26 protein-coding genes are annotated in these 26,392 nt (G+C 38.5%); 6 read left to right on the forward strand and 20 right to left on the reverse strand.

Translation table 11 applies throughout. The annotated features are described in order from the left end of the window. Window positions 1-77 precede the first annotated feature (77 nt). Window positions 78-1,010 carry an alpha/beta hydrolase gene (locus ACXAE4_RS16360; protein ID WP_475236387.1) on the reverse strand — a complete coding sequence of 311 codons (933 nt, stop codon included), beginning with the start codon at window positions 1,008-1,010 and terminating at the stop codon, window positions 78-80. 200 nt (window positions 1,011-1,210) lie between these two features. Here ACXAE4_RS16360 and ACXAE4_RS16365 point away from each other — a divergent pair, with 200 nt between their 5' ends. After that, on the forward strand, window positions 1,211-1,486 hold the full coding sequence (locus tag ACXAE4_RS16365; protein ID WP_034266052.1) for a hypothetical protein: 276 nt from the start codon (window positions 1,211-1,213) through the stop codon (window positions 1,484-1,486). Between the two features lie 33 nt (window positions 1,487-1,519). Here the strand turns inward: ACXAE4_RS16365 and ACXAE4_RS16370 are convergent, their stop codons facing one another. The 3 genes from ACXAE4_RS16370 to ACXAE4_RS16380 all read right to left on the reverse strand — a co-directional run bounded on the left by ACXAE4_RS16370 (window position 1,520) and on the right by ACXAE4_RS16380 (window position 3,750). Then, a complete protein-coding gene (locus tag ACXAE4_RS16370; protein ID WP_033578946.1) occupies window positions 1,520-2,368 on the reverse strand; it encodes a YihY/virulence factor BrkB family protein in 849 nt (282 codons plus the stop codon). 189 nt (window positions 2,369-2,557) lie between these two features. Beyond that, window positions 2,558-2,761, reverse strand: a complete 204-nt coding sequence (locus ACXAE4_RS16375) for an alpha/beta-type small acid-soluble spore protein (protein WP_013056997.1) — start codon at window positions 2,759-2,761, stop codon at window positions 2,558-2,560. A 128-nt stretch (window positions 2,762-2,889) separates the two neighbouring features. After that, window positions 2,890-3,750, reverse strand: coding sequence for a dimethylarginine dimethylaminohydrolase family protein (locus ACXAE4_RS16380; protein ID WP_289578922.1), 861 nt, complete (start codon window positions 3,748-3,750; stop codon window positions 2,890-2,892). Between the two features lie 207 nt (window positions 3,751-3,957). Here ACXAE4_RS16380 and ACXAE4_RS16385 point away from each other — a divergent pair, with 207 nt between their 5' ends. Next, a complete protein-coding gene (locus ACXAE4_RS16385; RefSeq protein WP_289578921.1) occupies window positions 3,958-6,129 on the forward strand; it encodes an MMPL family transporter in 2,172 nt (723 codons plus the stop codon). A gap of 45 nt (window positions 6,130-6,174) precedes the next feature. On the opposite strand, the gene ACXAE4_RS16390 is transcribed toward ACXAE4_RS16385, so the two are convergent. Both ACXAE4_RS16390 and ACXAE4_RS16395 read right to left on the reverse strand, forming a co-directional pair. Then, the gene (locus tag ACXAE4_RS16390; protein WP_014460159.1) at window positions 6,175-6,474 is read right to left on the reverse strand and encodes a YxcD family protein; all 300 of its coding nucleotides are present in this window, start codon (window positions 6,472-6,474) and stop codon (window positions 6,175-6,177) included. Further along, window positions 6,462-6,917: a hypothetical protein gene (locus tag ACXAE4_RS16395; protein ID WP_033578944.1), complete on the reverse strand. Its 456-nt coding sequence runs from the start codon at window positions 6,915-6,917 to the stop codon at window positions 6,462-6,464. Before ACXAE4_RS16395 ends, ACXAE4_RS16390 begins: the two co-directional genes overlap by 13 nt. A 553-nt stretch (window positions 6,918-7,470) precedes the next feature. On the opposite strand from ACXAE4_RS16395, the gene ACXAE4_RS16400 reads away from it, so the two are divergent. Then, a complete protein-coding gene (locus ACXAE4_RS16400) occupies window positions 7,471-8,076 on the forward strand; it encodes an RraA family protein (protein ID WP_289578920.1) in 606 nt (201 codons plus the stop codon). 22 nt (window positions 8,077-8,098) lie between these two features. Here ACXAE4_RS16400 and ACXAE4_RS16405 read toward each other — a convergent pair whose 3' ends face one another. The 5 genes from ACXAE4_RS16405 to proC all read right to left on the reverse strand — a co-directional run bounded on the left by ACXAE4_RS16405 (window position 8,099) and on the right by proC (window position 12,469). Beyond that, a complete protein-coding gene (locus ACXAE4_RS16405) occupies window positions 8,099-8,461 on the reverse strand; it encodes a VOC family protein (RefSeq protein ID WP_013056991.1) in 363 nt (120 codons plus the stop codon). Window positions 8,462-8,499: 38 nt separating this feature from the next. Next, a complete protein-coding gene (locus ACXAE4_RS16410; RefSeq protein WP_013056990.1) occupies window positions 8,500-8,697 on the reverse strand; it encodes a cold-shock protein in 198 nt (65 codons plus the stop codon). Between the two features lie 358 nt (window positions 8,698-9,055). Next, the gene (locus ACXAE4_RS16415; RefSeq protein WP_028413397.1) at window positions 9,056-10,318 is read right to left on the reverse strand and encodes a glutamate-5-semialdehyde dehydrogenase; all 1,263 of its coding nucleotides are present in this window, start codon (window positions 10,316-10,318) and stop codon (window positions 9,056-9,058) included. A gap of 114 nt (window positions 10,319-10,432) precedes the next feature. Further along, on the reverse strand, window positions 10,433-11,539 hold the full coding sequence (gene proB, locus ACXAE4_RS16420) for a glutamate 5-kinase (RefSeq protein WP_028413398.1): 1,107 nt from the start codon (window positions 11,537-11,539) through the stop codon (window positions 10,433-10,435). A gap of 87 nt (window positions 11,540-11,626) precedes the next feature. Beyond that, window positions 11,627-12,469 (reverse strand): pyrroline-5-carboxylate reductase, encoded by an 843-nt coding sequence (gene proC / locus ACXAE4_RS16425; protein ID WP_028413399.1) that lies wholly within the window; start codon window positions 12,467-12,469, stop codon window positions 11,627-11,629. Window positions 12,470-12,920: 451 nt separating this feature from the next. On the opposite strand from proC, the gene ACXAE4_RS16430 reads away from it, so the two are divergent. After that, window positions 12,921-16,481 carry a CheR family methyltransferase gene (locus ACXAE4_RS16430; RefSeq protein WP_028413400.1) on the forward strand — a complete coding sequence of 1,187 codons (3,561 nt, stop codon included), beginning with the start codon at window positions 12,921-12,923 and terminating at the stop codon, window positions 16,479-16,481. On the opposite strand, the gene ACXAE4_RS16435 is transcribed toward ACXAE4_RS16430, so the two are convergent. From ACXAE4_RS16435 to ACXAE4_RS16445, 3 genes are read right to left on the reverse strand one after another with little or no spacing between them, the layout of a single operon-like run. Next, window positions 16,478-17,098, reverse strand: coding sequence for a hypothetical protein (locus ACXAE4_RS16435; RefSeq protein WP_033578942.1), 621 nt, complete (start codon window positions 17,096-17,098; stop codon window positions 16,478-16,480). The genes ACXAE4_RS16430 and ACXAE4_RS16435 overlap by 4 nt on opposite strands. Next, a complete protein-coding gene (locus ACXAE4_RS16440) occupies window positions 17,095-17,802 on the reverse strand; it encodes a cobalamin B12-binding domain-containing protein (protein WP_308012831.1) in 708 nt (235 codons plus the stop codon). Before ACXAE4_RS16440 ends, ACXAE4_RS16435 begins: the two co-directional genes overlap by 4 nt. Then, a complete protein-coding gene (locus ACXAE4_RS16445) occupies window positions 17,796-20,330 on the reverse strand; it encodes an AAA domain-containing protein (protein ID WP_033578940.1) in 2,535 nt (844 codons plus the stop codon). Before ACXAE4_RS16445 ends, ACXAE4_RS16440 begins: the two co-directional genes overlap by 7 nt. Before the next feature lie 301 nt (window positions 20,331-20,631). Between ACXAE4_RS16445 and ACXAE4_RS16450 the strand changes: the two genes are divergently transcribed. Then, window positions 20,632-21,669 carry a LysM peptidoglycan-binding and 3D domain-containing protein gene (locus tag ACXAE4_RS16450; protein WP_049164475.1) on the forward strand — a complete coding sequence of 346 codons (1,038 nt, stop codon included), beginning with the start codon at window positions 20,632-20,634 and terminating at the stop codon, window positions 21,667-21,669. A 20-nt stretch (window positions 21,670-21,689) separates the two neighbouring features. Here ACXAE4_RS16450 and ACXAE4_RS16455 read toward each other — a convergent pair whose 3' ends face one another. The 4 genes from ACXAE4_RS16455 to ACXAE4_RS16470 form a co-directional block, all read right to left on the reverse strand. Next, window positions 21,690-22,166 carry a GNAT family N-acetyltransferase gene (locus ACXAE4_RS16455; protein WP_289578919.1) on the reverse strand — a complete coding sequence of 159 codons (477 nt, stop codon included), beginning with the start codon at window positions 22,164-22,166 and terminating at the stop codon, window positions 21,690-21,692. Window positions 22,167-22,168: 2 nt separating this feature from the next. Beyond that, window positions 22,169-22,375, reverse strand: a complete 207-nt coding sequence (locus ACXAE4_RS16460; protein ID WP_016764047.1) for a zinc ribbon domain-containing protein — start codon at window positions 22,373-22,375, stop codon at window positions 22,169-22,171. 165 nt (window positions 22,376-22,540) lie between these two features. Further along, window positions 22,541-23,362: an MBL fold metallo-hydrolase gene (locus tag ACXAE4_RS16465; protein WP_289578918.1), complete on the reverse strand. Its 822-nt coding sequence runs from the start codon at window positions 23,360-23,362 to the stop codon at window positions 22,541-22,543. 290 nt (window positions 23,363-23,652) lie between these two features. Continuing rightward, on the reverse strand, window positions 23,653-23,862 hold the full coding sequence (locus tag ACXAE4_RS16470) for a cold-inducible protein YdjO-related protein (protein ID WP_014460174.1): 210 nt from the start codon (window positions 23,860-23,862) through the stop codon (window positions 23,653-23,655). A 144-nt stretch (window positions 23,863-24,006) separates the two neighbouring features. Between ACXAE4_RS16470 and ACXAE4_RS16475 the strand changes: the two genes are divergently transcribed. After that, a complete protein-coding gene (locus ACXAE4_RS16475; RefSeq protein ID WP_014460175.1) occupies window positions 24,007-24,456 on the forward strand; it encodes a MarR family winged helix-turn-helix transcriptional regulator in 450 nt (149 codons plus the stop codon). Between the two features lie 63 nt (window positions 24,457-24,519). On the opposite strand, the gene ACXAE4_RS16480 is transcribed toward ACXAE4_RS16475, so the two are convergent. Further along, a complete protein-coding gene (locus tag ACXAE4_RS16480) occupies window positions 24,520-24,939 on the reverse strand; it encodes an organic hydroperoxide resistance protein (protein WP_016764045.1) in 420 nt (139 codons plus the stop codon). 156 nt (window positions 24,940-25,095) lie between these two features. After that, complete coding sequence (locus tag ACXAE4_RS16485) at window positions 25,096-26,304, reverse strand: DNA polymerase IV (RefSeq protein ID WP_289578917.1); 1,209 nt, start codon at window positions 26,302-26,304, stop codon at window positions 25,096-25,098. Between the last annotated feature and the right edge of the window lie 88 nt (window positions 26,305-26,392).

A 26,392-nucleotide genomic window follows, 5' to 3' on the forward strand; every position in this document is an offset into this window, starting at 1 on the left:
TCCCTATCAACACAGAAAAACAGCACATCAATGTGCTGTTTTTCTCAAGTTTATATGCTTTATGACACTATATATCCTTAAATAGAATCAAATACTTGACGCAGTTGAGCTGCGCTTTTATTGATCGCCTGCTGAGCGAGTGGGACAAATTCATGAAACCCTAAAAATCCGTGAATCATCGTTTCATAATTTTCGTAGGTGACGGGAACACCGTGATTTTTTAATGCGTCCGCGTAGCCTTTTCCGCTATCTCTTAGAGGGTCGTACTGTGCTGTAATAATGGTAGCGCTTGGTAGACTCGATAAATCTTCTAGTAATACCGGAGCATTATAGGGATGCTGTTCTTCTTCTTTATTATTTAAGTACTGAAGGCGAAACCAATCCATAAGATCTTTTGAAAGCAGGTATCCTTCGGCGTTTTCTTTCATAGAGGCAGGATGCTGATTTTTAAATCCTACAGACGGGTAAATAAGCAGCTGATGAACAATGGATGGACCTTGTCTTTGTTTTGCTAAAATGCTTACAACCGCAGCAAGGTTGCCACCGGCACTATCTCCTCCAACGGCAATTTTGTTTGAATCGATATTTAATTGAGACGCGTGAGCTGAAATCCACTCCAAGGCGTCATAGGCATCGTTCACTGCAGCGGGAAATTTACTCTCAGGAGCAAGGCGGTAATCAACAGACACTACAATACAGTTTGTTTCATTTGCATACGACCTGCATATGGAGTCATGAGTATCCAGGCTTCCTAATACCCAGCCTCCTCCGTGATAATAAACAAGAGCGGGAAATGGCCCTGTTCCTTCAGGCTCATACACTCGTATAGTGAGGGTACGTTCATTTAATTGGATTTCTTCATTATATACTTTTTTAACTGCTTCTTTGGAAGGAGTTAAAGACATCTTTTCCATTTCCCTCAGCTGCAGGGGTGTAACGTCCTCTAAAGAAGGACGGGGCATTTCGTTATATTGATTTAGAAATATTTGAATATGCGGATTTAACGGCATTCTTCTTCTCTCTCCTTTCAAGGTAACTCTATATGTAATGATGAATGAAATTTCAGAAAAAATCCAATATATTGTCTTCTCGGCAGGCTTTTGTTTGTTTTAATTAAAAATGGGTATAACAATTAAATAAAGAGGATGATATTCGTATATATTTTATTCTCACCTATATAAATATAAATACGTACAAAGGAGGCACAATGATGATTATTGTTTATATAAGCTTAGCTGTTGTTTTGGCATCACTTGCGTATCTTATTTACGCAGGCGTATCATTTAATAAAAAAATCAAGCCAACTGTGAACTCTGTAAATGCCACTTCTCAACATCTTCAAAACGAAACTGATCATATTAAAGAAAAAACAAACCATTTAAAAGTAACACAAGCAGCGATTAAAACGGATATACAGTACAAAAAAGATTCGGTCAAATATACAGCCAACTCATTTAAACAGCTTGTGAATAGCTTTAAACGTTAAAAAAGGAAACCTTTATAAAGGTTTCCTTTTTTATTACATCGCCTGAGACGTATCTTTAGGAGGTGCAGCCGTTTTGTTTCGGTGATAAATAGCATTAATCTCTCCTCCAATGACGAGAATTAACCCCGTTAAAAATAGCCAAAGCATCAGAACAATTACGCCTCCTAAGCTTCCATAAGTAGCAGAATAATTGCCAAAGTTGCTTACGTAAAATGAGAACCCTAAAGATGTCAGCTGCCATAGTAGCGTAGCAGCGAGTGCTCCGGGCCATACGTGAGCAAAAGGAAATGTTTTATTTGGCGCTAATCTGTATAATACGGATAAAACAAGTACCATAATGCCGACACCAACAATCCAGCGCAGAATATTTAAAACCACTGTTGTACCTGAAGGAAGAGAAAACCATTCGCTTATCCAATTTAACAAAACCCCTCCGAACACTGGTAAAAGAAGCGATACAACAATTGTTACAATTAATCCAATTGTTAAAAGAATGGACAAGCCTCTTACTTTAATAAACGAGCGCTGTTCTTTCACATCGTAGGCTTGGTTCATTGCACGAATAAAGGCGTTCATACCGTTTGAAGCGGACCAAATGGTTCCTAAAATCCCTACAGTCAGTAACCCGCCGTTTGGTTGGCTTACAAATTGAGCTACGTTATCCTTAAAGATTGCAGCCGTTTCTCCCGGCATAACGCTTTGAAGAAGATCGATTGCCTCTGCCGGTTTAATAGATAGATACGGAACAATCGATATCAGTAAAATAAGCATAGGGAATAATGATAGCATATAATAATAGGCTTGCTCAGCCGCTAGTCCCGTTGCTTGGTCTTCTTGAATTTCTTTACCAAGACTTTTTCCGAATGATAATAGCTTTTTCATGATAAACCTCTACTTTCTCTTTTTTTGTTCTTTTCCCATTTTATGCACTTTTCAACCTTGAAAGTGGAGAATTTCGAGCAAAATCTCAAATCAAGCGACCATGAGAAAGTAGAATGATGTTTCCTACACAAAAAAAGTTCCGGCTCAAAAGAGCCAGAACTTTTCATCAAAGTATTTATGTAGAGCAGACTAGCGAATGTGTCCTTGTGCACCGCTTAATTGCTGCTGCGCCATTGCAACAAGATGCTTCGTCATTTCTCCACCAACAGAACCATTTGCGCGAGCCGTCTGCTCAGCGCCAAGCTGAACGTTAAGTCTTCCCGCGATTTCCGTTTTTAACTGATCAAGAAGCTGTTCAGCACCTTGAACTAAAATAGGATTACGATTTGCCATGTTTATCACTCCTTTCCTTCAACAGCTTATATAGGTTAATGTTCCTTTCACTTGAAATTTTATACAACATCGTTCAAAAAAAAAGATCCCTGGCTATCGCCGAGATCTTTTTTTCTTTTTAAGCTTTTCTACACTCGTTCAAGAGGCATTGTGCAGCAGCGGAAAGAACCGCCGGACTTAATAATTTCAGATATATCAACTTCAATCACTTTATAGCCTCGTTTCCTTAACTCTTCATTCACTTCTGTATTTATTGGCAGACTGATCACCCGTTGATTACCGATGGATAATACATTGGTTCCCATCGTAAACTGCTCTTCTTTTGTTACTTCAATTAAGTCATATTTCATGCGAAGTAAATTTAATTCTTTCTCATGTAAAGCGGGTGAAAATACAAGCGCTTCTGTAGGTGATAAAATATTTAACACACAATCAAGATGAAGATAAGACCGATCAATAGGAATCGGAACAACCTCATACGCTGGAAGCAGCTCTTGGATATACTCCACGCCTTCTTTACTTGTACGGTCGCTGAGTGCAATAAAAATAGCTTGTCCATCAATCAGCACATCTCCACCTTCAATGGAGTGGTCCGGTACCTGATGGAAAGGAATACCTTGCTGCTGCAGCCAATCGGCTAGCACTTGTTCTTCTCCGCTTCGAATTTCGCTGCCCATTTTCGTGACAATAACGGTATCTCCGAGCGTATAGCCAATATCCCGTGTAAATACTTGTTCTGGAAATGGCTCTTGTGCAGATAGTCCGATGACTTCAATCCCTTCTTTTTGAAGACATTCGACAAATTGACGGTGCTGCTTTGAAGCTAAGCTCTCATCAATGTTTTCGTCCGCATAATGCTTTTGTGTTTCATTAATAATTTCTTCAATTTTCATATATGTAGGTGGACAAACGACCACACGTTTTAATGTATCATACTCATTTTTACATCCATAACGATTCGTCATTTTAGCTGGCTGTTTCATTTGCATCTTTTTAAATCCCCCTTCGTGCATTTATGTACAGTGTTCCCTAAATCGCCTGAAACATAAACACGATTTTGCTAAGGAAACACCCCTGCGCATCTATCTGAAAAGCTTTTTCAGGCAAGAAAAACAAAAAAACACAATACTTCTTCTAATTACAATAACTGTTAGTATAAAATAGTCTAGTAACTGTACAAAAAATTGGAGGTTAATATGAATAAAATAGCGAACGCATTATATGCGGGCAGAAAAATTTTATTACTACTGTGGGTCATCCTAATTGTCGGATTTGGCTTTTATGCGGCTAAGCTTCCTTCTGTGCTTGGAGGAAACGGATTTGAAATGAAAGGAATGTATAAAGATACCGAGCAGCTTTTAGTTAATAAATTTGATGTTAGCGAAGCTCAGATCATCGTTTTGTTTGAAAAAAAAGACGGAGTTTCTGACTCGAAATTCCAGCAAACGATCGCTCAGTATATGCAAAAAGCAAAGGACAAATCAGACGCGTCGAAAGTTGACATACCAACGGCTTCTAACAAGATGATAAAAGGAAGCACAGCGTATGGAATTATCCACTTTAATCACGATGATGGAACGATGGATAAACGAGTGGAAAAGATCAGAACTCTTTCATCTGAAGAAAAAGAAGTTAGTGTAAAATTAACCGGTGGTCCTATTATTGAAAAAGATATGAATACAGCAAGCCAAGCAGATTTAGCAAAAGCAGAAGCCATTGGTATTCCTGTTGCTTTAGTTGTGCTTCTTCTAGCTTTTGGCGGCGTGGTAGCCGCTGCAATTCCTCTTATGATAGGAATTGTAACCGTCGTTACCACCATGGGCGTTGTCTATTTCTTTCATCCGTACACAGAGCTGTCCATCTTCATTTTAAACGTGATTCCAATGATTGGATTAGCTCTTAGTATTGACTTTGCCCTTTTATTTATTAATCGCTTTAAAGAAGAAATTCAAACGAAATCGGTAGAACAAGCAATCAAAATCACCATTCAAACAGCGGGACGCTCGGTCATCTTCTCCGGATTATGCGTATTTATTGGATTAGCGGGAATGCTGTTTATTCAAGTTGATATTTTTCAAAACGTCGCTCTTGGAGGAATGGCTGTTGTTTTTATTGCTGTGTTTTCAGCTCTTACGCTGCTTCCTTCCATACTGGCTATACTAGGTACACGCATCAATCGTTTACGCATCTTAAAAATCAGTGAACAAGGCGGTCAATCTAGGTGGCGTTCATTCGCTACATTTGTCATGAAAAAGCCTGTAGCTATGACGATTGTTTCTCTTATTATTCTGTTAGTAGCACTTATTCCCGTTCGAGACATGCATCTAGAAATACCGTCTTCAGAAGCACTGCCAACAAAATACGAGTCTCGTCAAGCTTTTGACACGTATAACGATACGTTTATAAATAAAAACACGGCAGACGTTTATTTTGTGTTAGAAGCTAAGCAAGATATGCTGAAGGAAAAGCCTTTAACAAATGCCTTTACTTTTATAAAACAATTAAAAGAAGATTCGTTAGTTAAGCAAGTTGATTCTATTTCTACCGCTTTAAACGTAAAATCCAGTGATCAGCTTCAAGCTATGCTGAACAACCCGCAGATAAGCGCGCAGACAAAGCCAGCTGTAGATTCGTTTATTAACGAACATTATATGCTCATAAAAGCTACGCTAGATACAGACCAAAATTCAGATCAAGCAAAAGATTTTGTTCGAAAATGGAAAGAGAAACGTTCACCTTTCACCGTTCATATTGGCGGCTATCCAAAATTCGAACAAGAAATATTTGATGAAATTTATAAAAAGGCGCCTTATGGCCTGGCTCTTGTTTTATTTTCAACGTATGTCATTTTAATGATTGCTTTTCGTTCCGTCCTGATTCCTTTAAAAGCTATCATTATGAATATTTTAAGCTTAACAGCTACGTTTGGTTTACTTGTATGGCTGTTTCAAAATGGACATTTAGGTCTTACCCAATCCAATATCGCTTTAGTGCTGCCGGTCTTTGTTTTCGGCCTTGTATTTGGGCTTAGCATGGACTACGAAGTCTTTTTGATTTCACGCATTCACGAAGTGTATCATCAAACGAAGGATAACAATGTAGCAACGGTAGAAGGCCTAGCTTCCACTAGTAAAATCATTACGAGCGCTGCTTTAATCATGATTGTCATTACAGGAGCCTTTGCTTTTACAGACGTAACGCCTGTTAAACAAATGGGTGTAGGAATTGCCTTAGCTATATTTATCGATGCAACGGTTGTCAGAATGCTTCTTGTCCCTTCTCTTATGAAATTGCTTGGAGATGCCAACTGGTGGTTTTTCACTAAAAAAAGCGATAAGTCCAGTTCCAACGAACAGGTAAAATCATGATAAAAAAACCCGCTCAAGTGAGCGGGTTTTGCATTGAAGATTTCTTTATCGACTTAATTTAGCAAAAGCGATAATGCCTTCTTCATCGTCTAATTCCAGTTCTAGTCCTGCTGCGTATGGGTCTACGTTCATTTCCGTATCCAGCCAATAGCGCAGCGCTTCGATAATGTTCAAAGTAATATGAACCTGTTTACGATCATGCACGTATGACTCTGCTGAAAAACCGTAGTCATCATCATACATTAGCTCAATCTCTACTTCTTGAGGCTGAACTTGTTTTTTTTCTGCGATATACAAACACATCGCATTGATAATATCTTGTTCAGAAATTTTTATTGTCTCCAAGATTTCACTTCCTCATTTTTACGCTTGTTGCTACGTACGCTTTGGAATAACTTTACTACAAGAAGAATTAAAGCTACAATCACAAGCATATTTACCATAAAGCCTAAAATTGGGCCTAATGGTCCTAAGCTAGATAATAAGCTTCCAAATAATAAGCCCGCAATTCCTCCCATTAAAAGACCTTTCATTAAGCCGCCGCGCTTTGAACCAGCTGCTGTACTTTTAGATGATGAGTTTTTAGACGTATTGTTTTGCTTAACCGAATTACTGTTATTGTTTTTAAATAAGCTTGATTGGTTATTGCTTCCGCTGTCAAAAGAGCGCTTTCCTGATTTATACCCTTTTGCACTTGCTACGTTTGAACCGTCATGAATAAGTGATCCACCGACTGGTGAAAACACAACCGCTAATGCGATAAATGCGGCCAATAATTTTTTTACCATTGCTTTCCCTCCACTAAATGACTAACGTCACATATGTTTTTTCATATATGATTTCCATATATGTTCCTACGTTTCATCATACCAAAAGGTTTCACTTTTTTATATAAAAATGCATAAAGCTCCATTAAATGTTCACAGGATTAAACATTTAGACGCGTTTCATATGGATATAAGACCCTTTTATGTACACATCAGTGAAATTTATAAAACTAACAAAGACTCTTCATCTTCGTTAACGCTTATTTTACACTTCGCCCAGCATATTACTTTCACAGAGTTCTGTAGCAAGTCCCCTCTTTTAAAAATACCTTTATACGCTCCCTTCGCTCCTATTGGTAATAAAGGAGATATGAGTTTAAATGACGAATGTCATACAGGAAACAGCGTCTCAAAAATATAGTAAATGGCATAAAAAATTGAATACGAAAAGTTTTAATATTGCACGTTTGTAGTCGATTCGTAGTCAAATGTTATCTACTCCCCCTTTCATAAATAAGAGCTTTCTCTTATATGAATATGTATAGATAAACTAAAGTTACAAAGGAGAGATATGATGTTGAATGAACAGCTCCCATTATCAACAGCAAATTTATCAGATGCAATGGAAGGTGCCAACCACTTAGACTTTTCTATTAAGCCCTTGCAGCGTCATTACAAACTATTCGGGCCGGCTCTTACCGTAGATACGCCCGCTGGCAATAATTACTCAGTGCTTGAAGCGATTCGACTAGCGGAGCCGGGAGGTGTGCTCGTTATTGATGGTAAAAGCTACTGTAACCGTGCCTTAGCAGGAGATTTCGTAGTAGCCATGGCGAAGCTTGTTGGAATAAGCGGTATTGTACTAGATGGGGTTATACGAGATCAAGAAGACATCGAAAAGCTCGATTTCCCCGTATTTTGTAAGGGCTCTACGATCGCAGCAAGCAGCAAAAAAGAAAAAGGAAAGGTAAACGAGATCATTTCCTGCGGGGGCGTAAAAATCCGTCCTGGGGACTTTATTGCAGGTGATGACGGTGGAGTGATTGTCATTCCCAAGGAGCAAGCCGAAGAAGTATTAGCAAAAGCACGGGAAAAATGGCAAAAAGATAAAGACCGAGAGAACGAAGTATTAATTAGCAAAGAAACGGTATATACCTATTTAGATAAAGCCCTAAAATAAAAGACCTCCGCTTGGAGGTCTTTTATTTGTCATATTGTAAAAATTCTAATCGATTTCCAAACGGGTCATGGACAAAAAAACGCTCTCTCCCTGCAATAGGCTCTTCTTCAGAAAGAACGCAGCCCGAATGTGCCAATTTACGTCTAAGCGTCTTGATATCTTCCACGACAAAAGCTGGATGCGCTTTTTTAGCAGGTATGTAGTCATCTTGAATACTGATATGCACTTCTTGAGTCCCACATTGAAACCATATGCCGCCTCTGTGCCTTAAATTTTCCGGCTTAAGAACAGTTTTCATTCCTAAAAGATTCTCATAAAAATTTCTTGCTTCTTGCTCGCATCCTTCTGGACCAAGAAGCTGAACATGATCAATTCCCAGAAACATCCACAAACCCCTTTCAAAAAACGTCTTCCTAAAAGTTATTAATCAATTACTCTAGGATTATGAATAACCTGCAGCTCTTTTACAGCTTGCTTCATTTCGCTTTTGCAAATTGGACAAGTTGGCTGATCTCCGCTTTTAAAGTTATCTCGAACCCAACAATTACACGTATCTGATGTACATTCCCAAACTTTTGTTTCTTCAATAACAGCCGGCTCTAAATTTTTACGATTATACATACACATCGTCTCCTTTAAACAGTACTTTTTAAGTGGATAATAAATGAAGATTAACTTAGCGTGTAAATGCGGTAAATGGTGCAAGATAAAGTGATACTATACATCCGTAAATCAATCTTTGAGGAATAATACGGCGTCTTGAAAGACTAAAATAAAAATGAAGTTATAACAAAGCAGATAGCAGTTGCTTTTCTTAAAACAACGGGATAGTCTGAAAAGAACAAAAATGAAGATCACAAAAATTATATATTTTACTATTATAACAGAGTTTATAATTTTTTACAAATCAGCTTCCATTTACTTGTTTTGCTTTTCATAAAAAAAAAGCGAGCACATGATTAGGCTCGCTTTTGATTTCTTATCGAGTTTGTCCGTTTCCACTCATAATATATTTAATTGTCGTAAGTGCAGGAAGTCCCATTGGACCACGTGCATGAAGCTTTTGAGTTGAAATCCCAATTTCAGCTCCAAATCCTAAAGCTCCTCCGTCAGTAAAGCGCGTAGATGCATTATGATACAGTGCGGCTGCATCAACTAATGACATAAAGCGTGAAACGGCTTGTTCATCTTCTGAAATGATGGCTTCGGAGTGTTTTGTTCCATATGTTTCAATATGGTCAATCGCTTCATCCACACTCTCTACTACTTTCATCGCAATTGCTAAACGTAAATACTCTTCGGCCCAGTCTTTTTCAGCCGCTGGTTTTGCTCCAGGAATTTCGCCTACTGTCGCTTTGTCACCATATACTTCAATACTATGATCGTTGAATGCTTGAATCAATTCATCTTTATGAGAATCGAGCCAGTTTTTGTGTACAAGAACCGTTTCTGCTGCGTTACACACCGCTGGTCGATCTGTTTTTGCATTAATTAAAATCGGAATGGCCTTCTTAACGTCAGCTTTTTCATCGATGTAAATATGACAGTTTCCGACTCCCGTTTCTAACACGGGAACGGTTGCGTTATTGACGACCGCTTGAATCAATGAAGCCCCTCCGCGCGGAATCAGCACGTCAATATGCTCTTTCATTGTAAATAATTCTTGCGTAGCCGCACGATCTGTACTTGAAATAAACTGTACCGCTTCTTTAGGAATTGGCGTTTCATCAAGAGCTTTATGAATAATGTCCACGATAGCTTGGTTAGATGAAATAGCTGAAGAGCCGCCTTTTAACACAATAGCATTTCCAGATTTCAACGCTAGCCCTGTTGCATCTACCGTTACGTTTGGACGTGCTTCATAAATCATTCCGATCACGCCAAGAGGCACCCGTACTTGCTTTACATCTAGACCGTTATCCAATGTCCAGCTTGATAAAATATCGCCTGTTGGATCATCTAGCTCAGCAACTTCACGAAGGCCGTTTGCAAATTCTTTTACACGTTCCGCTGAAAGAGCAAGGCGGTCCATAAGCGCTTCGTCAAAACCTTTTTCTTTCCCGTTTTTTAAGTCTACTTCATTTGCTTTTAAAATATACTCCGTGTTGCTTTCAAGTGTAGAAGCAATCGTTAACAGCGCATCGTTCTTTTGCTTTGTTGTTAGTAAACTTAATTGCTTAGCTGCTTTTTTTGCTGAAATAGCTTGTTCTTCTACTGAATACGTTTCATTTGTTTGTAACACCAAATCACTCCTGGATTCGTTTTAGTTTTGTTTGATTTTAAAGTGTGAGGCATAAGAGGTAAATGCAATCATGCAAAGAAAAGGAAGGGCTCCTTTTCTTTACAGCATGTTTGCTTACAAACCGACCGGTACTGGAATTTCTAAGTGACACACTAGACCTTCGCTGTCAACAATCGGTTGATCAATTGGCTCGTTCAGTGCAAGTTCATCAGATGAATAATTTGTCACGCCAAGAGCCAACTCATTGTCATCTTTATCTAGAATACGTACAACTGCTCGTTCACTAAAGTGTCCTTTAATATATTTAACATGCTCGCGAAGTAAAGGCTCTTTATCTTCAATAATTGCACGTTTCGCGGCATCTTCGACTACTATTTCCCCTTCAGGACCAGAGTTAAACGCAATCCACTGCTTTTTCTGATTAAGGTTCGCAGAATCATCTTCAGATTCAAAATACGTTCCTGTTGCATCTCCGTCAACCGCTTGTGTTAAAATGTTTGGCACGCCAGCTCTTCCTAAAAATGCTGGAATTCCTGACGCCATAGCGATTTTGAACGCGTCAATTTTCGAGCGCATACCGCCTGTTCCAACTGAACTTCCTGAATCTCCTGCAGATTCTTCGATGTCTTGCGTGATTTCCCCTACATGAGGAACTAATTTTGCATTTGGATCCTGACGAGGGTCTGCGCTGTATAAGCCATCGATATCCGATAAAATAATAAGCAGGTCGGAATCCACTAGTCCAGCAACTTTAGCTGAAAGTGTATCATTGTCGCCAAATTTTAATCGATTGATGGTTACCGTGTCGTTTTCATTGACAATTGGTACGATACCACGTTCTAACAGCACATTAATTGTATTTCGTGCATTGTTGTAACGATTTTCGTCTGAAAAATCGTCTCTCGTAATTAAGATTTGAGAAGCAACGTATCCATGTGATAGAAACAGTTCTGAATAAGCCTCCATTAACAGTCCTTGACCAATTGAGGCAGCTGCTTGTTTTTCAGGTAAAGAGCTAGGTCGCTCTAAGCAGCCAAGCTTGCGGTATCCTGCAGCTACAGCTCCTGATGAAACCAATAGCACTTCATGACCGCTATCTTTTAAGTCTACGACTTGATCCACAAGGCGCTCGAGCTTCCGTCTGCTGATTTCACCGTGTGAACTTGTTAATGAACTACTTCCAATTTTAATTACAACCCGCTTCTTATTGTCGGGACTCATCAAATCACTCCTAGTGTGTTCTGTATGTTTTCTTGTTTATGATTATTTTTTTGTGGTGAGGAATTCACGAAGAAGATAAGTGACGAATTAATTAGTACTTGCCACTTTTTGTAGTTGAGCACTCATTTCTTTTGAACGCTTTGATGCTCCTTTGACTGCTTGCATCATTGCTTCTCCGCCGCCGTGTTTAGCTAAGGCGTCTAAACCAGCTGCTGTTGTACCGTTTGGAGACGTCACATTTTCACGAAGCTCCGTCGGCGTTTCATCTCTTTCCATCATCATTCTTGCTGCACCGTAAATGGTTTGGGCGCCAATTTCACGTGCTAGCTCAGGATCGAGACCTTCTTCTTTAGCTGCTTTTTCGATATGCTCCATAAGGAAATAAAAATAAGCGGGTCCACTTCCGGCAATTCCTGTGAAAATGTCCATTTGAGGCTCATCAATCACGTACACTTTTCCGATTGCAGAAAGCAGCTCTTTTGCTGTTAGCACAGCATCCATTGCAGCATATTGACCTGGAGATATAGCCGTTGCTGATTGCTGAATCATACTTGATGTATTCGGCATCACTCGAATGACCTGCTGTTCATCATGCAATAACTCTTCCATGTAAGAAGATGAAATCCCTGCAAGAACAGATAGGACAAGCTGGTCTTTGTTGATTTGAGGCTTTAATTCGTTTAATGCCTCTTCAGCGCCTTTTGGCTTCATCGCTAGAATAAAAACGTCAATGTCATCTGTTTTCAGCTCGCTGCGCTTTACTGCTTTGATACCATATCTATTTTCAAGTTCGTGCAGTCGCGCATCATTGCTGCGATTTGTTACGATAATATTTTCAGCAGGTAATTTCTTTGCATTGACCATACCAGAAATCATCGCTTCTGCCATTGATCCAGCACCTAAAAAAGCAACTTTTTGTTTTTGATCCATCAAATCTCCCCTGTCATTTGTTCGTATTTTTGTTCTCGTTTCTTTCAACGGTTCCTATAGTAACATGCTGAAAAAGAGTGTCAAGTTGAATTTAACCGTTTTTTTCCTCCTTGAGCGTATAACCTTATGCGTATGTAAGCGTAAACAAAACTTTTTTAAATATTTTTTTCTGCAAAAAAAAACGATTTTTTTTATAAAAATACGTTTATATAAGGAAAATCGGGGCATACTATATAGTTTGGACTTTAAAATTTTTTTGCGAAAAATAGAGGAATTTTGAAAACGTTATTTGAACAATATAATAGGTTTGCTAAAATGAACCTATGTACCAGCATCTTGGTTTTTTTTGAAAAATTTACTTTTGATGTAAACCACGCTGTGCTGTCGACATTAAAATAAACAAAACGACATACAATCTAGGAAGTGTCGAAACATTATTGGAGGTTCTATTATGAAGAACAATTCGTTTTCTACAGTTCCATCGTCTTCAGAAGGAATAGAGAAACAGGATTTACACGTTGTGGGAATTGGCGCTTCTGCCGGAGGGTTAGAAGCTATTGAGCAGTTTTTCGCTAATATGCCTTCACCAAATGGAATGGCGTTTATTATTGTACAGCACCTTTCCTCTAAATATAAAAGTTTTATGCCAGAACTTTTAGCAAAAAAAACAGGAATGAATATCAAACTGACACAAGACGGGATGACTTTACAAGAAGACACAATTTATTTAAATCCTCCCCATCATTATGTGACCGTTGTGGATCATACTCTTCGCCTTCGTCCTTATGAAGAAAATGATCAGGTAAAGTATCCGATTGACGCCTTTTTTCATTCTCTGGCCGCTGCAAAAAAACACCGGTGCACAGCCATTATTTTATCGGGAAAAGGAAATGATGGAACAGGAGGAGCAAAAACGATAAGAGAGTATGGCGGAACTGTACTTGTACAAGATGAAAGCACAGCAAAGTACAGAGATATGCCCCTAAGCGCTATTGATGCACACCTTGCTGATTATATTCTTTCTCCTGCTGATATGCCTGACCTTGTGCAAACGCATGTCAGCCAAACTGAATTTACATATAATGAAGAAACGCTGCAATACATTTATTCATTAATAAAGAAGAAAACAGGCATCGACTTCTCTATGTACAAAAAAAACACGGTGCTGCGACGACTTGAAAAAAGAATGGCTTTACTCGATCCGCCCTCTCAAACGATGGAAGAGTACCGGGACTATTTATGTAAGGAAGCCGAAGAAATCGTCGAACTGCAGCGAGACCTGCTGATTGGAGTGACGCAATTTCTTAGAGATAAAGAAGCATTCTCTATTATTGAAGAACAAGTCATCCCTCAATTAGTTGAAAGAAAGATTCATAGCCAAGAAGATGAAATCCGCATCTGGGTAGCAGGTTGTTCTACTGGTCAAGAAGCATATACATTAGCTATTTTGCTTCATGACTATTTATCAACAATCAACCGTTATTTCGATGTCCGAATCTTTGCTACGGACATCGATCGTCATGCAATCAAAAGAGCGAGTCAAGGCATTTATGAAGAAGCGGAAGTTCATTCCTTCTCAGCAGCTCAGATTAATGAATATTTTGAGCAAACAAAACACGGTGGTTATCAAGTTAAAAAAACAATCCGTAAAATGATTGTTTTTGCCCCGCATAATATAGGAAAAGACTCGCCTTTTGTAAACGTTGATTTAATCAGCTGTCGAAATATGATGATTTACTTCCAAGCTGAACTGCAGCAGCGCATTCTGTCTCTTTTTCATTTTTCTTTGACAGAAGAAGGCGTACTTTTTTTAGGCCCTAGTGAAACAACGGGAAATTTGTCTGATTTGTTCCGCCCTATCAACAGTAAGTGGAAAATATTTAAACGTTCGGGGCAGCCCAGCCGACAAATTACAGGAGCTTTTAATCTTTCAAAATCCAGCTTGCATGAAGGTGATTTTTCTAGCGTACCGCTGCCAAGTCAACTTTATAAGCCTCTTCCTTCGCTTAAATTGGATGAGATGTATCAGTCAATGATTGATCATTTTATGAGCCCTTGTCTTGTATTAAATGAATACAACGAAGTGATATTTTGTTCAAAAGAAGCGACTCAGCTTATTAACGTTCCTGTGGGGAAGATTAATTATACCATTTTCAAAATGGTTCCCGTTCATGTCTCTTTAGCCATTGGAGCAGCTATTAAACGCGTAAAAGAGCAAGGTATGAGCGTATGCTGTCAGCACATTGAATTTGTCATAAACAACGTGCAGCGCCGTTTTAATATTACTATATCTGCCCTTCCAACAAATCACTCTCTTTACTTACTTATGTTTGATGAACAGACAGATAGTGCCATTATTGATAAGGAAGAGCCCATGTTTCTTAATCAAACAAGCTCTATTAGTGAGCTTGTAGTAGATTTAGAGCAAGAGCTTCATTACACACAGCAGCATTTGCAAACGACGATTGAAGAGCTAGAAACAGCAAATGAGGAGCTAAAGTCCACGAACGAAGAACTGATTGCTTCCAACGAAGAGCTGCAGTCCACAAATGAGGAATTGCAGTCTGTTAATGAAGAGTTAATTAGTGTTAACAACCAGTACGAGCGAAAGATTGAAGAATTAACGGACTTAAACAACGATATTGATAATTTATTAATCAGTACAACTATTGCTACCATCTTTTTAGACGAGCAACTGAATATTAAATTATTTACGCCGGAAACGAAAACAGTAATCAACGTTCTTCATCAAGATATCGGAAGACCTTTCTTTCATATTTCGCATAACTTTAGATATGACCATCTAATCGAGGACGCAATGCACGTTTTAAGAACAAATAACACCCTTCAAAAAGAAATTCAAAGCTACGATAACCAATGGTATAGCATGAAAATGATGCCTTATCGTACGAACGAGAATTTAATTAACGGTGTAGTTATTACGTTTATTAATATTACAGAAATTAAACGTTCAAATGAAGAATTGGCTATTACATCATTTGCAGTAGCTCACAGTCCTACGGGCATTTTTATTACCGATCATCAAGGTAAAATTAAGTACATTAATCAAAAATTCATGGAGCAAAAGCATGCGCCGCAAGAAGTATTTGGGCTACACCTCTATGACTTATATACAAAAAAGCTAGGCGTTAAAAGATTCCCTAAGATTTGGAATGAAGTATATAGAGGAGAAAAATGGAACGGAGAAATTTCCTACGTTCAAGAAGACGGAGAAACCGTTTGGGAACAGTTAGCCTTAATGCCTGTTAAAAATGATCAAGATGAAATCATCCATTACATTGGTTTAAGTGAAGACATTTCACAGCGCAAACAGTCGGAAATGATGCTCAAAAATTCAGAGATGCTGTCAGCACTTGGACAGCTGGCTGCCGGCATTGCCCATGAAATACGAAACCCTCTTACATCATTAAAGGGCTTTTTACAGCTTATGATGCAAGAAGAAACGTATAAAAAAGAATATATGGATGTCATGATGTCCGAGTTTAACCGCTTAGAGCTGATTATTAGCGAACTGCTCATTCTAGCAAAACCCGAAGTCGTAAAATATGAAAATAAGCAGATAAATTTAATTCTTCAAGACGTATGTACACTGCTGCATACACAGGCCATTCTTAAAAACATTACTATTTCAACGGATTTTGAAGAAAAATTACCTGTTGTTCATTGTATTGAAAAAGATATGAAACAAGTATTTATCAACATGGTGAAAAATTCTATTGAAGCGATGGATGACCCCGGGTCTATTCTAGTGGTATCTAAATTTGATCCAGATACAAATCAAGTAGTCGTCCAAGTGATAGATGAAGGAAAAGGCATGCCGAAAGATCGATTAACACGAATTGGCGAGCCTTTCTATACAACAAAAGAAAAAGGAACAGGATTAGGATTGATGGTGAGTCATAAAATCATTAGTAATCATAAAGGAAGCATTTCGTATGATAGTGAAGAAGGCAAAGGAACAACGGTAGAAATCCGATTGCCGCTTTCTTAATGTACTTTGTTCTTCTGTCTTAAGCAGTCAAGCTCCTGATTAATTAAATCTTGAATGTCAAACAAATGTGTAGAGACCAATTCAATATACTCTCCTTTTCCTGCTTCAATTACGTCGGAGCGGATAATACTTAGGAGGTCTTGAATGGTTAGCACATTTGTTTTCATTTCTCGAAAATGACGCTGAAGATCAACTAGCTGCATTTTTTTCGCCGTTTCTACATCTGTTTCTCTGACCGAAAAACCTTGGTTCACTTGTGGTGAGTCTTGCATAAGTATAGAGCGAAACTGTTGAAGGGTTGATTGAACACTCATCATATGCTCATGAATAGGATAGCAGAAAACAGCATGCAGCGAATGGTACGCTTCAGGCTTAAAATGAAAATCAAAAAGAGCAACCGGGTTGGAAAACGTGCGCATATTTACTTCGATTTGCACTTCTTCCTTTCCCTGGAGTGCTCTTTTTACTTTTTCTTGGCTGTCTTCATCAACTAGATCTAAAAAGTTCTGAACAGGCGGGAAATTTTTCGTGACGCTTGGTGTAAATTCAATTATTTCGTTGTCTTTATTGAGTAAAAACATTGGAACCGGAATGTGTTGAATCGGCAAACTGATCATATTTCTTCCCCCATTACTAACATTTTATCTTGCGTCGAACTTTCTTTATTGTTGATTAGAAGCCAGTCTTTAAAAGCTTGAATATGATTAATGAATATAGTTTTTGAAGATCCTGAAGCCGATAAATCATGCGTGCTGAGAAGCCTGCTGCCCACTAATACAAGAGGACTTTGCGACATGCTTTCAATCTCAGCAATGTATTTTTGTAAATCAGGCAGCAAATGCACTTGTGAGACGGACAAACATACTACATCAGGATCCCATCTTTCAATGCTTTTTAGAGCGAACGGCAGCGGCAAGTTTGCTCCTAAGTTTTTAACTTCCCATCCGTGTTCGCTCATAAGTCCTGCAATCATTTTAATGCCTAAGTAATGCTCTTCTCCTTCAATACAAAAAAGAAGTGCTCGATTACGCTGAAGCAATTGATGCTGTGATAGCTGAAAGCGAGTTAACACATAGTCACAGGTTGCAGTAGCCAAATGCTCGTCCGCGACTGAAATTTTATTTTCTTGCCACCTTTTCCCTATCTCATACATCGCTTCTGTCAGAAACGTATATACGTCAGTTGAAGAATGGCCTTCTTCTATATATATAGCAATGAGCAGCCAGCTTTTTTGAACGTCTCCTTCTAGCAAACAATCAGCTAAAGCCGCTACACTACGAGAGTAAACGATAAGATCACGCCCTTTTCCTAAAGTTACAATAGATCTCTAGGCAAAACTTCTTTTTTGCACGATGGACAACATGCGTAGACGCCTTTATTTTCATCATACTCTACGTTCATCGGCTGCTTGCATGCTCTACATACAGCATGTACGTAGTTTAAATATTTTTCCACTAATAAACGTGTTGCCCCACTTGTTTTCCCGCAATAATAGCAAATAAACCTTACTTTTCCTTTTTTTGTTATCTCTACTTCTCGCATATGCTGACAGGATTCACAGCGATCCCAGCTACGAAGGTAATTACTCAAAGAATATTGTGGTTTATTTGTTTCTATATACATTTTTGTTTCTTGATTTCTTGTTTTATCTTCTGTAAAATCAATTGACCGAATAAGCTGTTTAGCGCCTAGCTTTGACTCAATTCTAGCTGCCATAAACGCTTCATTTTTTCCGCCGTAAGGCATATTGATCCATATAGTGGATTCATCGATGATAAGCAGTGACATCGGAACAGCAGATGAAATGACATGAGCACCGTCAATTCGAACTTCTTTTGGTTCACGAGTAAGAACGGTCACTTCACCTTTAAATGAATGTAACATCTCCCGTATTTCTTGAGGAACAAGCGAAGCATAAGGAATACACAATAAAATCTGCTGCCGAGCTTGATATAAATCTTTTTTTAACTGACTGCTGTTCGATGGATGGTACCAAATCAATTTCCGATGCTGAATGACTTCTTTTAAAAATTGCTGAGGTTGGTATACTTTTTGATTTTCGTTAAAGTGGTTGACCAACTTCCAGAACGCTCGCTCCTTTGGTACACGCTGCTGGACAAACGACTCGTCTGAAAGCATCATAAATTTTCCTTTTGAACGCGTCACCGCTACATTTACCAATCGGTCGCTATTTTCATTTGTTAAAAGTAAACCTGGTTTTGACTGCGGCTTTGTATCGACCGTATCAAAAATCATGATATCTCGTTCCGCGCCTTGAAATTTGTGTACGGTTGCTGCGATTATATCGCTGGCTGGTTCAATATCTTGAAGAAATGCATTAATCAATTTAGCTTGAGACTTATAAGGAGTCACATAGCCAATAGTAGCCGAAGAAGCTTTGCGTGCCCGCAGTATCAAACTTACCGCCAAAACAGCTGTTATCACATTATAGCGTGAACCGGAAGCGACATCTCGCATAGCGGAAGAATGCAACTGACCAATGTTAAGCATAAGCGCTGCTTCATGAGCAAACGGCCGGCTGCTTGCTACTACTTCTCGACTTGTTGTGACAGATGGATGATCCCCCACTCGATTGCTGTAAATATAGCGATTTGTAAAAGCTGAGATATCTTTATGCATTCTTCTTTGCTTTTTCAACATAAAAAGATGCGGATGGATCTCACCGCTTTCTACTTGCTCTACAAGACCCGTCTGCTCAAATAAATCTCGCTGCAGCCACTTCTTCACTTCAGCATGAGAAGATTGAGATACCGGGGGAAGCTGTTTAAAATCGCCGCATACGACAATTCGTTTTCCTAACGTAGCTGCAAAAGCAATTTGCGGTGCATATGCCATGCTAATTTCGTCTACCACAACCATATCAAATTCACTTTGATAAAGTAATCGGTCAATAGCCGCTTTTGATAAAGTAGTGCCTACAATATACGCTTGATCAAAAACATTTTTCTCCGCTTCAATCCACTTGTTACGAAGGGCGTTTAGCTTTTTATTAACTTGCTGAAGCTGGTGAGCTCTATTGGGATACCTGCTTAAGTAAACTCGTTCTTCTTGCAAATCACGCATCTCCTGAGCTAAATCCGGATCATCTTCTCCAATGACTTCTTCTACTTTTATATTTTCTAAGCCGCTGCTTTTTGTTGCTCCGTATCGAATGAGTTTTCCTTTTTTCCAAGCTTCTTTCTTTTTTAACTGACGTGCAGTTTCTTGCAGCAAACCGTCCACCGCTGCATTACTGTGAGATAATAAAAGGACACGCTTTGATTTCCGGTAATAGCTTGCCGCGATTTTGGACAGCGTATATGTTTTCCCTGTTCCAGGAGGCCCCCAAATATAAGTAGTACGGTTATAACGCGCTCGCAGCAACACTTCATGAAGAGCGTTCTTAGACGTATACTCTTTATGGCGAACAGGACTATCGCCTCTCATAAGACGTTTGATTCTTACTATTTTTTGCTTGTAGTCTTTTGCTTCCGTCAGTCTATCAATGAGCGCCTGCAATAATTCCCATGGTTCGTTATATATATCGAGTTCGTCTACTTCTTGTCCAATAAACGCATCTATTTTAAGGTACAAATCAAATCCTTCCGTTCCGATAACTTCTCCTTTACTTTCTTTATGCTGGTGGACAAGGCGTACCTGAGCTCCATCAAAAAGGTATAAATCGGCTGTGCGTTCAAACCGGTAAAGATACGCATCTCCCTGCTGCCCTAAGTACTCTCCTTTTCCTACCGTATACTTTTCTCCGCCGTGTTTCTTCATATAATTAATCTCAATTGAAAGTGCGCGCACCCATGCTTTTAAATATGAAGAGATAGAGCGTTTTTCCATAAATGTCTAACTCCCTTTTTATCCGTTCATTTCTAACTTGTCTATTCTATCATGTCATTTGAATATAGCATAGCTTCTTTCTTCTTCATTTTTATAAAAGCAGAATACCTTTTTTACTAGTCTATCTCTCCAGACAAATTAAGACTTTTTTCATCATAATCGTAAAAAAACTGCGTTTTTTCTATATTTTTAGACGTATTGTTACAAACTTGTAATATAAAACCTACCATTTTGTCATGAGTTTGTTACATATTGCTGATAGAATAAGAGACAACTATTGGAAATAAAGGAGAATTATTAGATGAAAAAACACATTTTTACATTAGGGGCCACAGCTTTAGTATCAATTGGAATTGCAGACGCAGCATCGGCTGACACAGACACGCATAAAGTAAAAGCTGGAGAAACGTTATTCAGCATCTCACAGCAGCATAATGTAACAGTTGAAGACTTAAAAAAGTGGAATGGTCTTTCTTCCACACTAATTTATGCAAACCAAACATTACAAATTGGATCTACATCTACTGACTCTTCATCTAGTTCAACTCCAACTACAACATCTTCAAATCATACATATACAGTAAAATCAGGTGACACGCTTTATCGTATCGCTAAAAACAACGGTACTTCTGTACAGCAGCTAAAAGAGTGGAATAACTTATCTAGTCATTTAATTTATGTGAATCAAGTATTAAAAATAAATGGAACAGGAACAGTTTCATCATCACCTTCAGCACCTGTACAAGAAAAAACAAACGAAACGCAGGCATCCCCGGCTCCTAGCAACAGTAAAAGTTATAAAGTTCAGCCTGGAGATACAATGTGGAGCGTAGCACAGCGACACGGCATTTCAATTTCTCAATTAAAACAGTGGAATAACTTATCGTCTAATACGATTTACATTAATCAAGTGCTACAAGTAGGCGGACAAGCTGCAGCTCAGGCGAAACCATCAACGCCATCACCTGCTACTCCTTCAACACCGTCAACTTCAGCACCGTCGACTTCAACGCCGGCACCTGCTCCAGCGCAAGAAAGTAAGTCGGTTTCGAAAGAGATTACGGTTGAAGCAACAGCTTATACTGCTTACTGTGCGGGCTGCAGCGGAATCACTGCTACAGGCATCGACCTAAGGTCAAATCCTAATCGAAAAGTAATTGCAGTTGATCCTCGCGTGATTCCATTAGGTTCTCGCGTATACGTAGAAGGTTACGGAGAAGCAATTGCTGGAGATACTGGCGGTGCCATTAAAGGTACTCGCGTTGATTTATTTATGGCATCTCAAAGCTCAGCTTTAAATTGGGGACGCAAAACGGTAAAACTTCAAATTTTAGATTAATCATTAAAAGCAGAAGCGTGTTAGTCGCTTCTGCTTTTTAATTTCTTTTCAAACATAATCATATCGATAGCTTGCAGGCCATTCTCGTAAATCGGTGGAACGTACTGCAAAAAGAAATTCTTTTTGACACCGCTTTGATAAAAGCTTGCCTTTTTATAAAATGCTATGTTTTCAAGACTGGAGTCCGCTGTTCCTACAATCATTTTAGAATATTGGTTACGTTCATACAGTACTTCTAACTTTTTAATGACTTTGCTGCCGATTCCTTTTCCTCTGTATGCTTCTTTTAAACCGATATTCTTTACTTCTACTGCCGACTCCTCTTCATCGGTGAGGCACTGCACAACTCCTATCTCCTTCTTTTCATACACAATGGTAAATAAGGAACCTTCATTTATATACGACTTCACTACTTTTTCGTCTTCATCCCCTATTAATAGCAGGTTTAAATAGGAAGCGTGCCGGTCTTTATCAATTTCAATAAGGTCGATACTCATTTTCATCCTCCAAAAAATAAGTCAATAATATTGCTGCCTCTTGAAGATGATTTATTATATAGCTCTGAATACCCGCAGCTCGTGCAATATACCACAGTAAATTGATTGTGCTGAACGTCTAAGTATCTAGACAGCCCCGTTCCCGTTGTAGCAATTTCTTTTGTTTTTGCTTCTGTATGTCCGCATTTTACACAACCGTTTTTCCCCATTGCCATACTCCTTTACAAATAAAATAACTTCTTATTTATATAAACGGATATAAAAGGAAAAAGTTTCATTAAATTGATAAATAAAGGAAAGTAAGAAACCGCATCTCCAACAGAAGATGCGGTTTCTTACTTTTAATATCAACGGGATGACTGTACACTCGATTTCTATAACAGCAATTCTCTTTTCATAATTTCAACGTTTTTCTGATGACATTGTGCCGTGAAATCAGATGGGAATGCCAATTTGTCGTTTAGCTTATCAAGCGCTTCTTTACTGTCTTCTTTCACTGCAGCTTGCAGTTCATCTAAATAAGAGCTGGCCATCTCCACTCGTCTTTGAATTTCAGCTCGGTGATGTGTCGTTTTTCCGTGTCCGGGAACTAGCGTTAGATTTTGGTGCTTAGCTAAAATGTGTCGCGCAGTAGCAAGAGTGTCGCGGTAATCGTTTACACTTTCATATATGTACGGATATTCAAAGTCCGATAAATAATCCCCTGCGATCCATATTGAATTATCGACAATCATAAATAGTCCATCGTTTGTATGACCTTTTGCAAAATAACAGGTAATAGATGTTTCACCTAAGGTAATGTGCTGTTCATTTTCGGTTACCACAATATCCAGCTCCGGGAATATAATATCATGAGATCTTTTTATATAATAGTCATGATCAAACTGCTTAATCATTTGAACTTTTTCTTCTTTATCCGGATGATTTTTTAAAAATTTGCTGCCGATAAAGGTGGCATTTAATTCTAAGAAAGCGCCATACCCAATGACATGATCAAAATCTCCGTGAGTAAAAAATACATACAGCTTGCGATGATTTAAGATCTCTTGAACATGCTGTTTAATTTCATTAATTTCCTGAGGAAGCCATGTTGGATCAACAACAATCACACAGTCTTTTGTTTCAATCACTGCAGATGTTGTTTGAAATAGCGCGCTTTCAAAAACCGTCATTTGCTCCGTTTTGTATTGAATCATAGAGAACAGCTCCTTATTTTTTCTATCACCCTTATTATAGCGGAAATAGAAAGATAAGGGCGCGTATGACGATTTATAAAACGAAACTATGCAAGATGTGATAAAATGCGGAACCAGCCAAACAATGAAATCCAAATAGGAATACTAAATAAGGTTCCCCAAAATAAACCTTTCAAAAAGTTCCCTTGATTCATTCTGATATTCCTCACCTTCATCATATGTTGGTTCTTAGTCTAGCTCAGCTTAATGAAATTTTAGTGAAAAATAAAAAAGAAGCAGCTGCTTCTTTTTTATTTATTATAAAATTGGTGGTCGTACTTAATTTTCGGCAGCTCGCGTACTTCCTGCGACATTCCTGTTCCGCACATCGGACAGTTATAATCAACCGTAACAAAATCTTCTCTCATCCACCCATTACATGATTCAGATTGACACGCATATACAGTCGTATCCATCATTTGATCTACTTCTTCTTCTACGGCTTTTTTTGCAAAATACATGTGCACAGCTCCCTTTTTTTCTTAGTATATGTAAAATTCCCATTTTTTATTTACAGCTTGATCACTTTTTCATCCAGCGTTATTGGACACCCCTATTTAATTGTGTATAATTAAATAAAAAGCAATAGACTGGAGGCAACATGAATGGAACAACTTTATAAGCAGCTGCAGCTAGAAAATCAGCTTTGTTTCTCAATTTACGCCACGTCTCGAGAAATTACAAAGGTGTACAAGCCGCTGCTCGATAAATTAGGAGTAACCTATCCGCAGTATTTAGCCCTTCTTGTTTTATGGGAACATGAAACACTCAGCGTGAAAAAAATGGGCGAACTTCTGTATTTGGATTCAGGCACCCTTACTCCTATGCTAAAAAGAATGCAGGATCAAGAATTAGTGATTCGTGAGCGTTCTCATGAAGATGAACGCGTTGTTTTTATTAGTTTAACCGAAAAAGGAAAAAAATTACGTGATAAAGCTTGTCATATTCCAGAAGAAGTTTTTAGCATGACAAATAAGTCACAGGGAGAATTAGAAAAGCTGAAAGAAACGCTGCAGGAGTTACTGCAATCACTGCATACGTACAATCAAAAATAGACCATATAAAATTGCACATAAAAAAAACGCCTGGATTTCAGAAAAATCCAAGCGTTTTTTTATTTACTCAACCGTTGTATTTAACGTTACGTTAACATTTCCGCGCGTTGCTTTAGAATACGGGCAGAATTGATGTGCATCTTCTACTAGCTTCTCAGCTACTTCTTGTGAAACGCCTTTAATATGAGCGTTTAACACCACGCCAATTTTGAATCCATCATCAGTGTGGTCTTTTAGTAGACTTACTTCTGCAGTAATAGACGAATCAATGTCTTTTTTTTGTTTCTTAGCGATTAAATTTAAAGCGCCGTCAAAACAAGCAGAATATCCTGCTGCAAACAGCTGCTCGGGATTTGTTCCTTCTTTTTTGTTATTTGGAGAAGGATTTACAAGGGTTAAATCAATAATACCATCATCTGATTTAACTCGACCATCTCGGCCTCCAACCGCTGTTGCTTTAGATGTAAATAGTGCGTCTGACATAAGATCACCTCATAGATTATTTTATGTAATTTCATTGCGGACAATTAAAAAAGTCGCAATCAAATTCATTTTGTAATCACTTTGATTACCGTGATAGTAATGTACTTCCCCTTCTATAATGAGTGTAAACCTATTATTTTATACAAAAAAAGAGAGTTACCTCTCTTCTTTTCCTCTTTGTTTTTTTAAACCGCTTTGAATAATGTTATCTCCATATTTTTCACGCAAACTTTCGACCGCTTTGTATAAAGGCTCTTTTTTGGCTTGTTCTCCGTATGTAAACAAATCCAACTGTTCTTCTTCTTGAAGCTGGTGACTCACTTGAAGAGCAGCTACGCCCAATAAACGAATCGGTTCTCCGTTCCAATGCTTTTGAAATAATACCGCACTGTAATGAAAAAGATCGTTTGGCTCGCTAATTGCTTTAGAAATAGTTTGGCTTCGAGTAATGGTTTTAAAATCACTATATCGTATCGTTAACTGAATCGTTTTGCTTACAACTTTTTTCGCTTTCATACGAGAACTCACTGAGTGCGATAGTTTATTTAAAATAGGCAGAACTTCATGTTCATCTACTGCATTTTGAGATAGCGTCGTAGAGTTTCCAATTGATTTAAACTGTGATTGGCGATCAGGGTTCACCTGTAGATCATCTTGGCCCCACGCTCGGTCTCTCATAACTTCTCCTTTTACTCCGAGAGTTTGTTTAAGAAGACCGGGAGCGGCATTTGCTAGATCACCGATCGTCACCACCTTAATCGCATTTAGCTTTTCAGCTGTCTTCTTACCGATTCCGTGCATTTCCTCTACGGCTTTTGGCCAAAGAACTGTTTGGACATCTCTTTTTCGAAGAACGGTAATTCCTAAAGGTTTTTGCATATCACTTGCCGTTTTGGCTAAAAATTTATTCGGTGCGATTCCAATTGACACAGGAATTTGCAGCGTCTGTATTAAATGCTGCTGAATGGACTTTGCTATGTCAAGAGGAGAGCCTAATTCAGCACAGTTTGTAATATCCAAATAGCCTTCATCAATTGAAGCGGGCTCTAAAAGAGGTGAAATGGTTACTAAATAATCAAACATGTTTTTGGACACTTGGCGATATAATGGAAAATTAGGCTTTATAACAACCAGCTCGGGGCATTTTCTTTTCGCTTCCCAAAGAGGCATAGGCGCATACACTCCGCGTTTACGAGCAATATAGTTACAGGTTACAACAATTCCTCTTCGTTCTTTTGGATTGCCAGCAATAGCAAGAGGCTTATCTTTGAGCGTATGATCATGTGCGGTTTCAACAGATGCATAAAAAGCATTAGCATCAATATGAAGAATAACTTTGCCGTTTTTAGGGTACATCATTTTCATACTATCACCTCTTTCTGTATAATTAATCCCCGAAAGAAGAACGTACATTCTTATTTATTATAACTCTTTTTTCCTAAGTTGTGCGTAC

The sequence above is a fragment of the Priestia sp. ABM2_011 genome (assembly GCF_056158845.1).

What these genes read in the sequence shown, in the direction of transcription:
- ACXAE4_RS16360 (WP_475236387.1), bottom strand. Translation starts at nt 1,010, where the DNA reads ATGCCGTTAAATCCGCATATTCAAATATTTCTAAATCAATATAACGAA.
- ACXAE4_RS16365 (WP_034266052.1), top strand. Translation starts at nt 1,211, where the DNA reads ATGATTATTGTTTATATAAGCTTAGCTGTTGTTTTGGCATCACTTGCG.
- ACXAE4_RS16370 (WP_033578946.1), bottom strand. Translation starts at nt 2,368, where the DNA reads ATGAAAAAGCTATTATCATTCGGAAAAAGTCTTGGTAAAGAAATTCAA.
- ACXAE4_RS16375 (WP_013056997.1), bottom strand. Translation starts at nt 2,761, where the DNA reads ATGGCAAATCGTAATCCTATTTTAGTTCAAGGTGCTGAACAGCTTCTT.
- ACXAE4_RS16380 (WP_289578922.1), bottom strand. Translation starts at nt 3,750, where the DNA reads ATGCAAATGAAACAGCCAGCTAAAATGACGAATCGTTATGGATGTAAA.
- ACXAE4_RS16385 (WP_289578921.1), top strand. Translation starts at nt 3,958, where the DNA reads ATGAATAAAATAGCGAACGCATTATATGCGGGCAGAAAAATTTTATTA.
- ACXAE4_RS16395 (WP_033578944.1), bottom strand. Translation starts at nt 6,917, where the DNA reads ATGGTAAAAAAATTATTGGCCGCATTTATCGCATTAGCGGTTGTGTTT.
- ACXAE4_RS16400 (WP_289578920.1), top strand. Translation starts at nt 7,471, where the DNA reads ATGTTGAATGAACAGCTCCCATTATCAACAGCAAATTTATCAGATGCA.
- ACXAE4_RS16405 (WP_013056991.1), bottom strand. Translation starts at nt 8,461, where the DNA reads ATGTTTCTGGGAATTGATCATGTTCAGCTTCTTGGTCCAGAAGGATGC.
- ACXAE4_RS16410 (WP_013056990.1), bottom strand. Translation starts at nt 8,697, where the DNA reads ATGTATAATCGTAAAAATTTAGAGCCGGCTGTTATTGAAGAAACAAAA.
- proB (WP_028413398.1), bottom strand. Translation starts at nt 11,539, where the DNA reads ATGAGTCCCGACAATAAGAAGCGGGTTGTAATTAAAATTGGAAGTAGT.
- proC (WP_028413399.1), bottom strand. Translation starts at nt 12,469, where the DNA reads ATGGATCAAAAACAAAAAGTTGCTTTTTTAGGTGCTGGATCAATGGCA.
- ACXAE4_RS16430 (WP_028413400.1), top strand. Translation starts at nt 12,921, where the DNA reads ATGAAGAACAATTCGTTTTCTACAGTTCCATCGTCTTCAGAAGGAATA.
- ACXAE4_RS16435 (WP_033578942.1), bottom strand. Translation starts at nt 17,098, where the DNA reads ATGATCAGTTTGCCGATTCAACACATTCCGGTTCCAATGTTTTTACTC.
- ACXAE4_RS16445 (WP_033578940.1), bottom strand. Translation starts at nt 20,330, where the DNA reads ATGGAAAAACGCTCTATCTCTTCATATTTAAAAGCATGGGTGCGCGCA.
- ACXAE4_RS16450 (WP_049164475.1), top strand. Translation starts at nt 20,632, where the DNA reads ATGAAAAAACACATTTTTACATTAGGGGCCACAGCTTTAGTATCAATT.
- ACXAE4_RS16455 (WP_289578919.1), bottom strand. Translation starts at nt 22,166, where the DNA reads ATGAGTATCGACCTTATTGAAATTGATAAAGACCGGCACGCTTCCTAT.
- ACXAE4_RS16460 (WP_016764047.1), bottom strand. Translation starts at nt 22,375, where the DNA reads ATGGGGAAAAACGGTTGTGTAAAATGCGGACATACAGAAGCAAAAACA.
- ACXAE4_RS16465 (WP_289578918.1), bottom strand. Translation starts at nt 23,362, where the DNA reads ATGATTCAATACAAAACGGAGCAAATGACGGTTTTTGAAAGCGCGCTA.
- ACXAE4_RS16470 (WP_014460174.1), bottom strand. Translation starts at nt 23,862, where the DNA reads ATGTATTTTGCAAAAAAAGCCGTAGAAGAAGAAGTAGATCAAATGATG.
- ACXAE4_RS16475 (WP_014460175.1), top strand. Translation starts at nt 24,007, where the DNA reads ATGGAACAACTTTATAAGCAGCTGCAGCTAGAAAATCAGCTTTGTTTC.
- ACXAE4_RS16480 (WP_016764045.1), bottom strand. Translation starts at nt 24,939, where the DNA reads ATGTCAGACGCACTATTTACATCTAAAGCAACAGCGGTTGGAGGCCGA.
- ACXAE4_RS16485 (WP_289578917.1), bottom strand. Translation starts at nt 26,304, where the DNA reads ATGAAAATGATGTACCCTAAAAACGGCAAAGTTATTCTTCATATTGAT.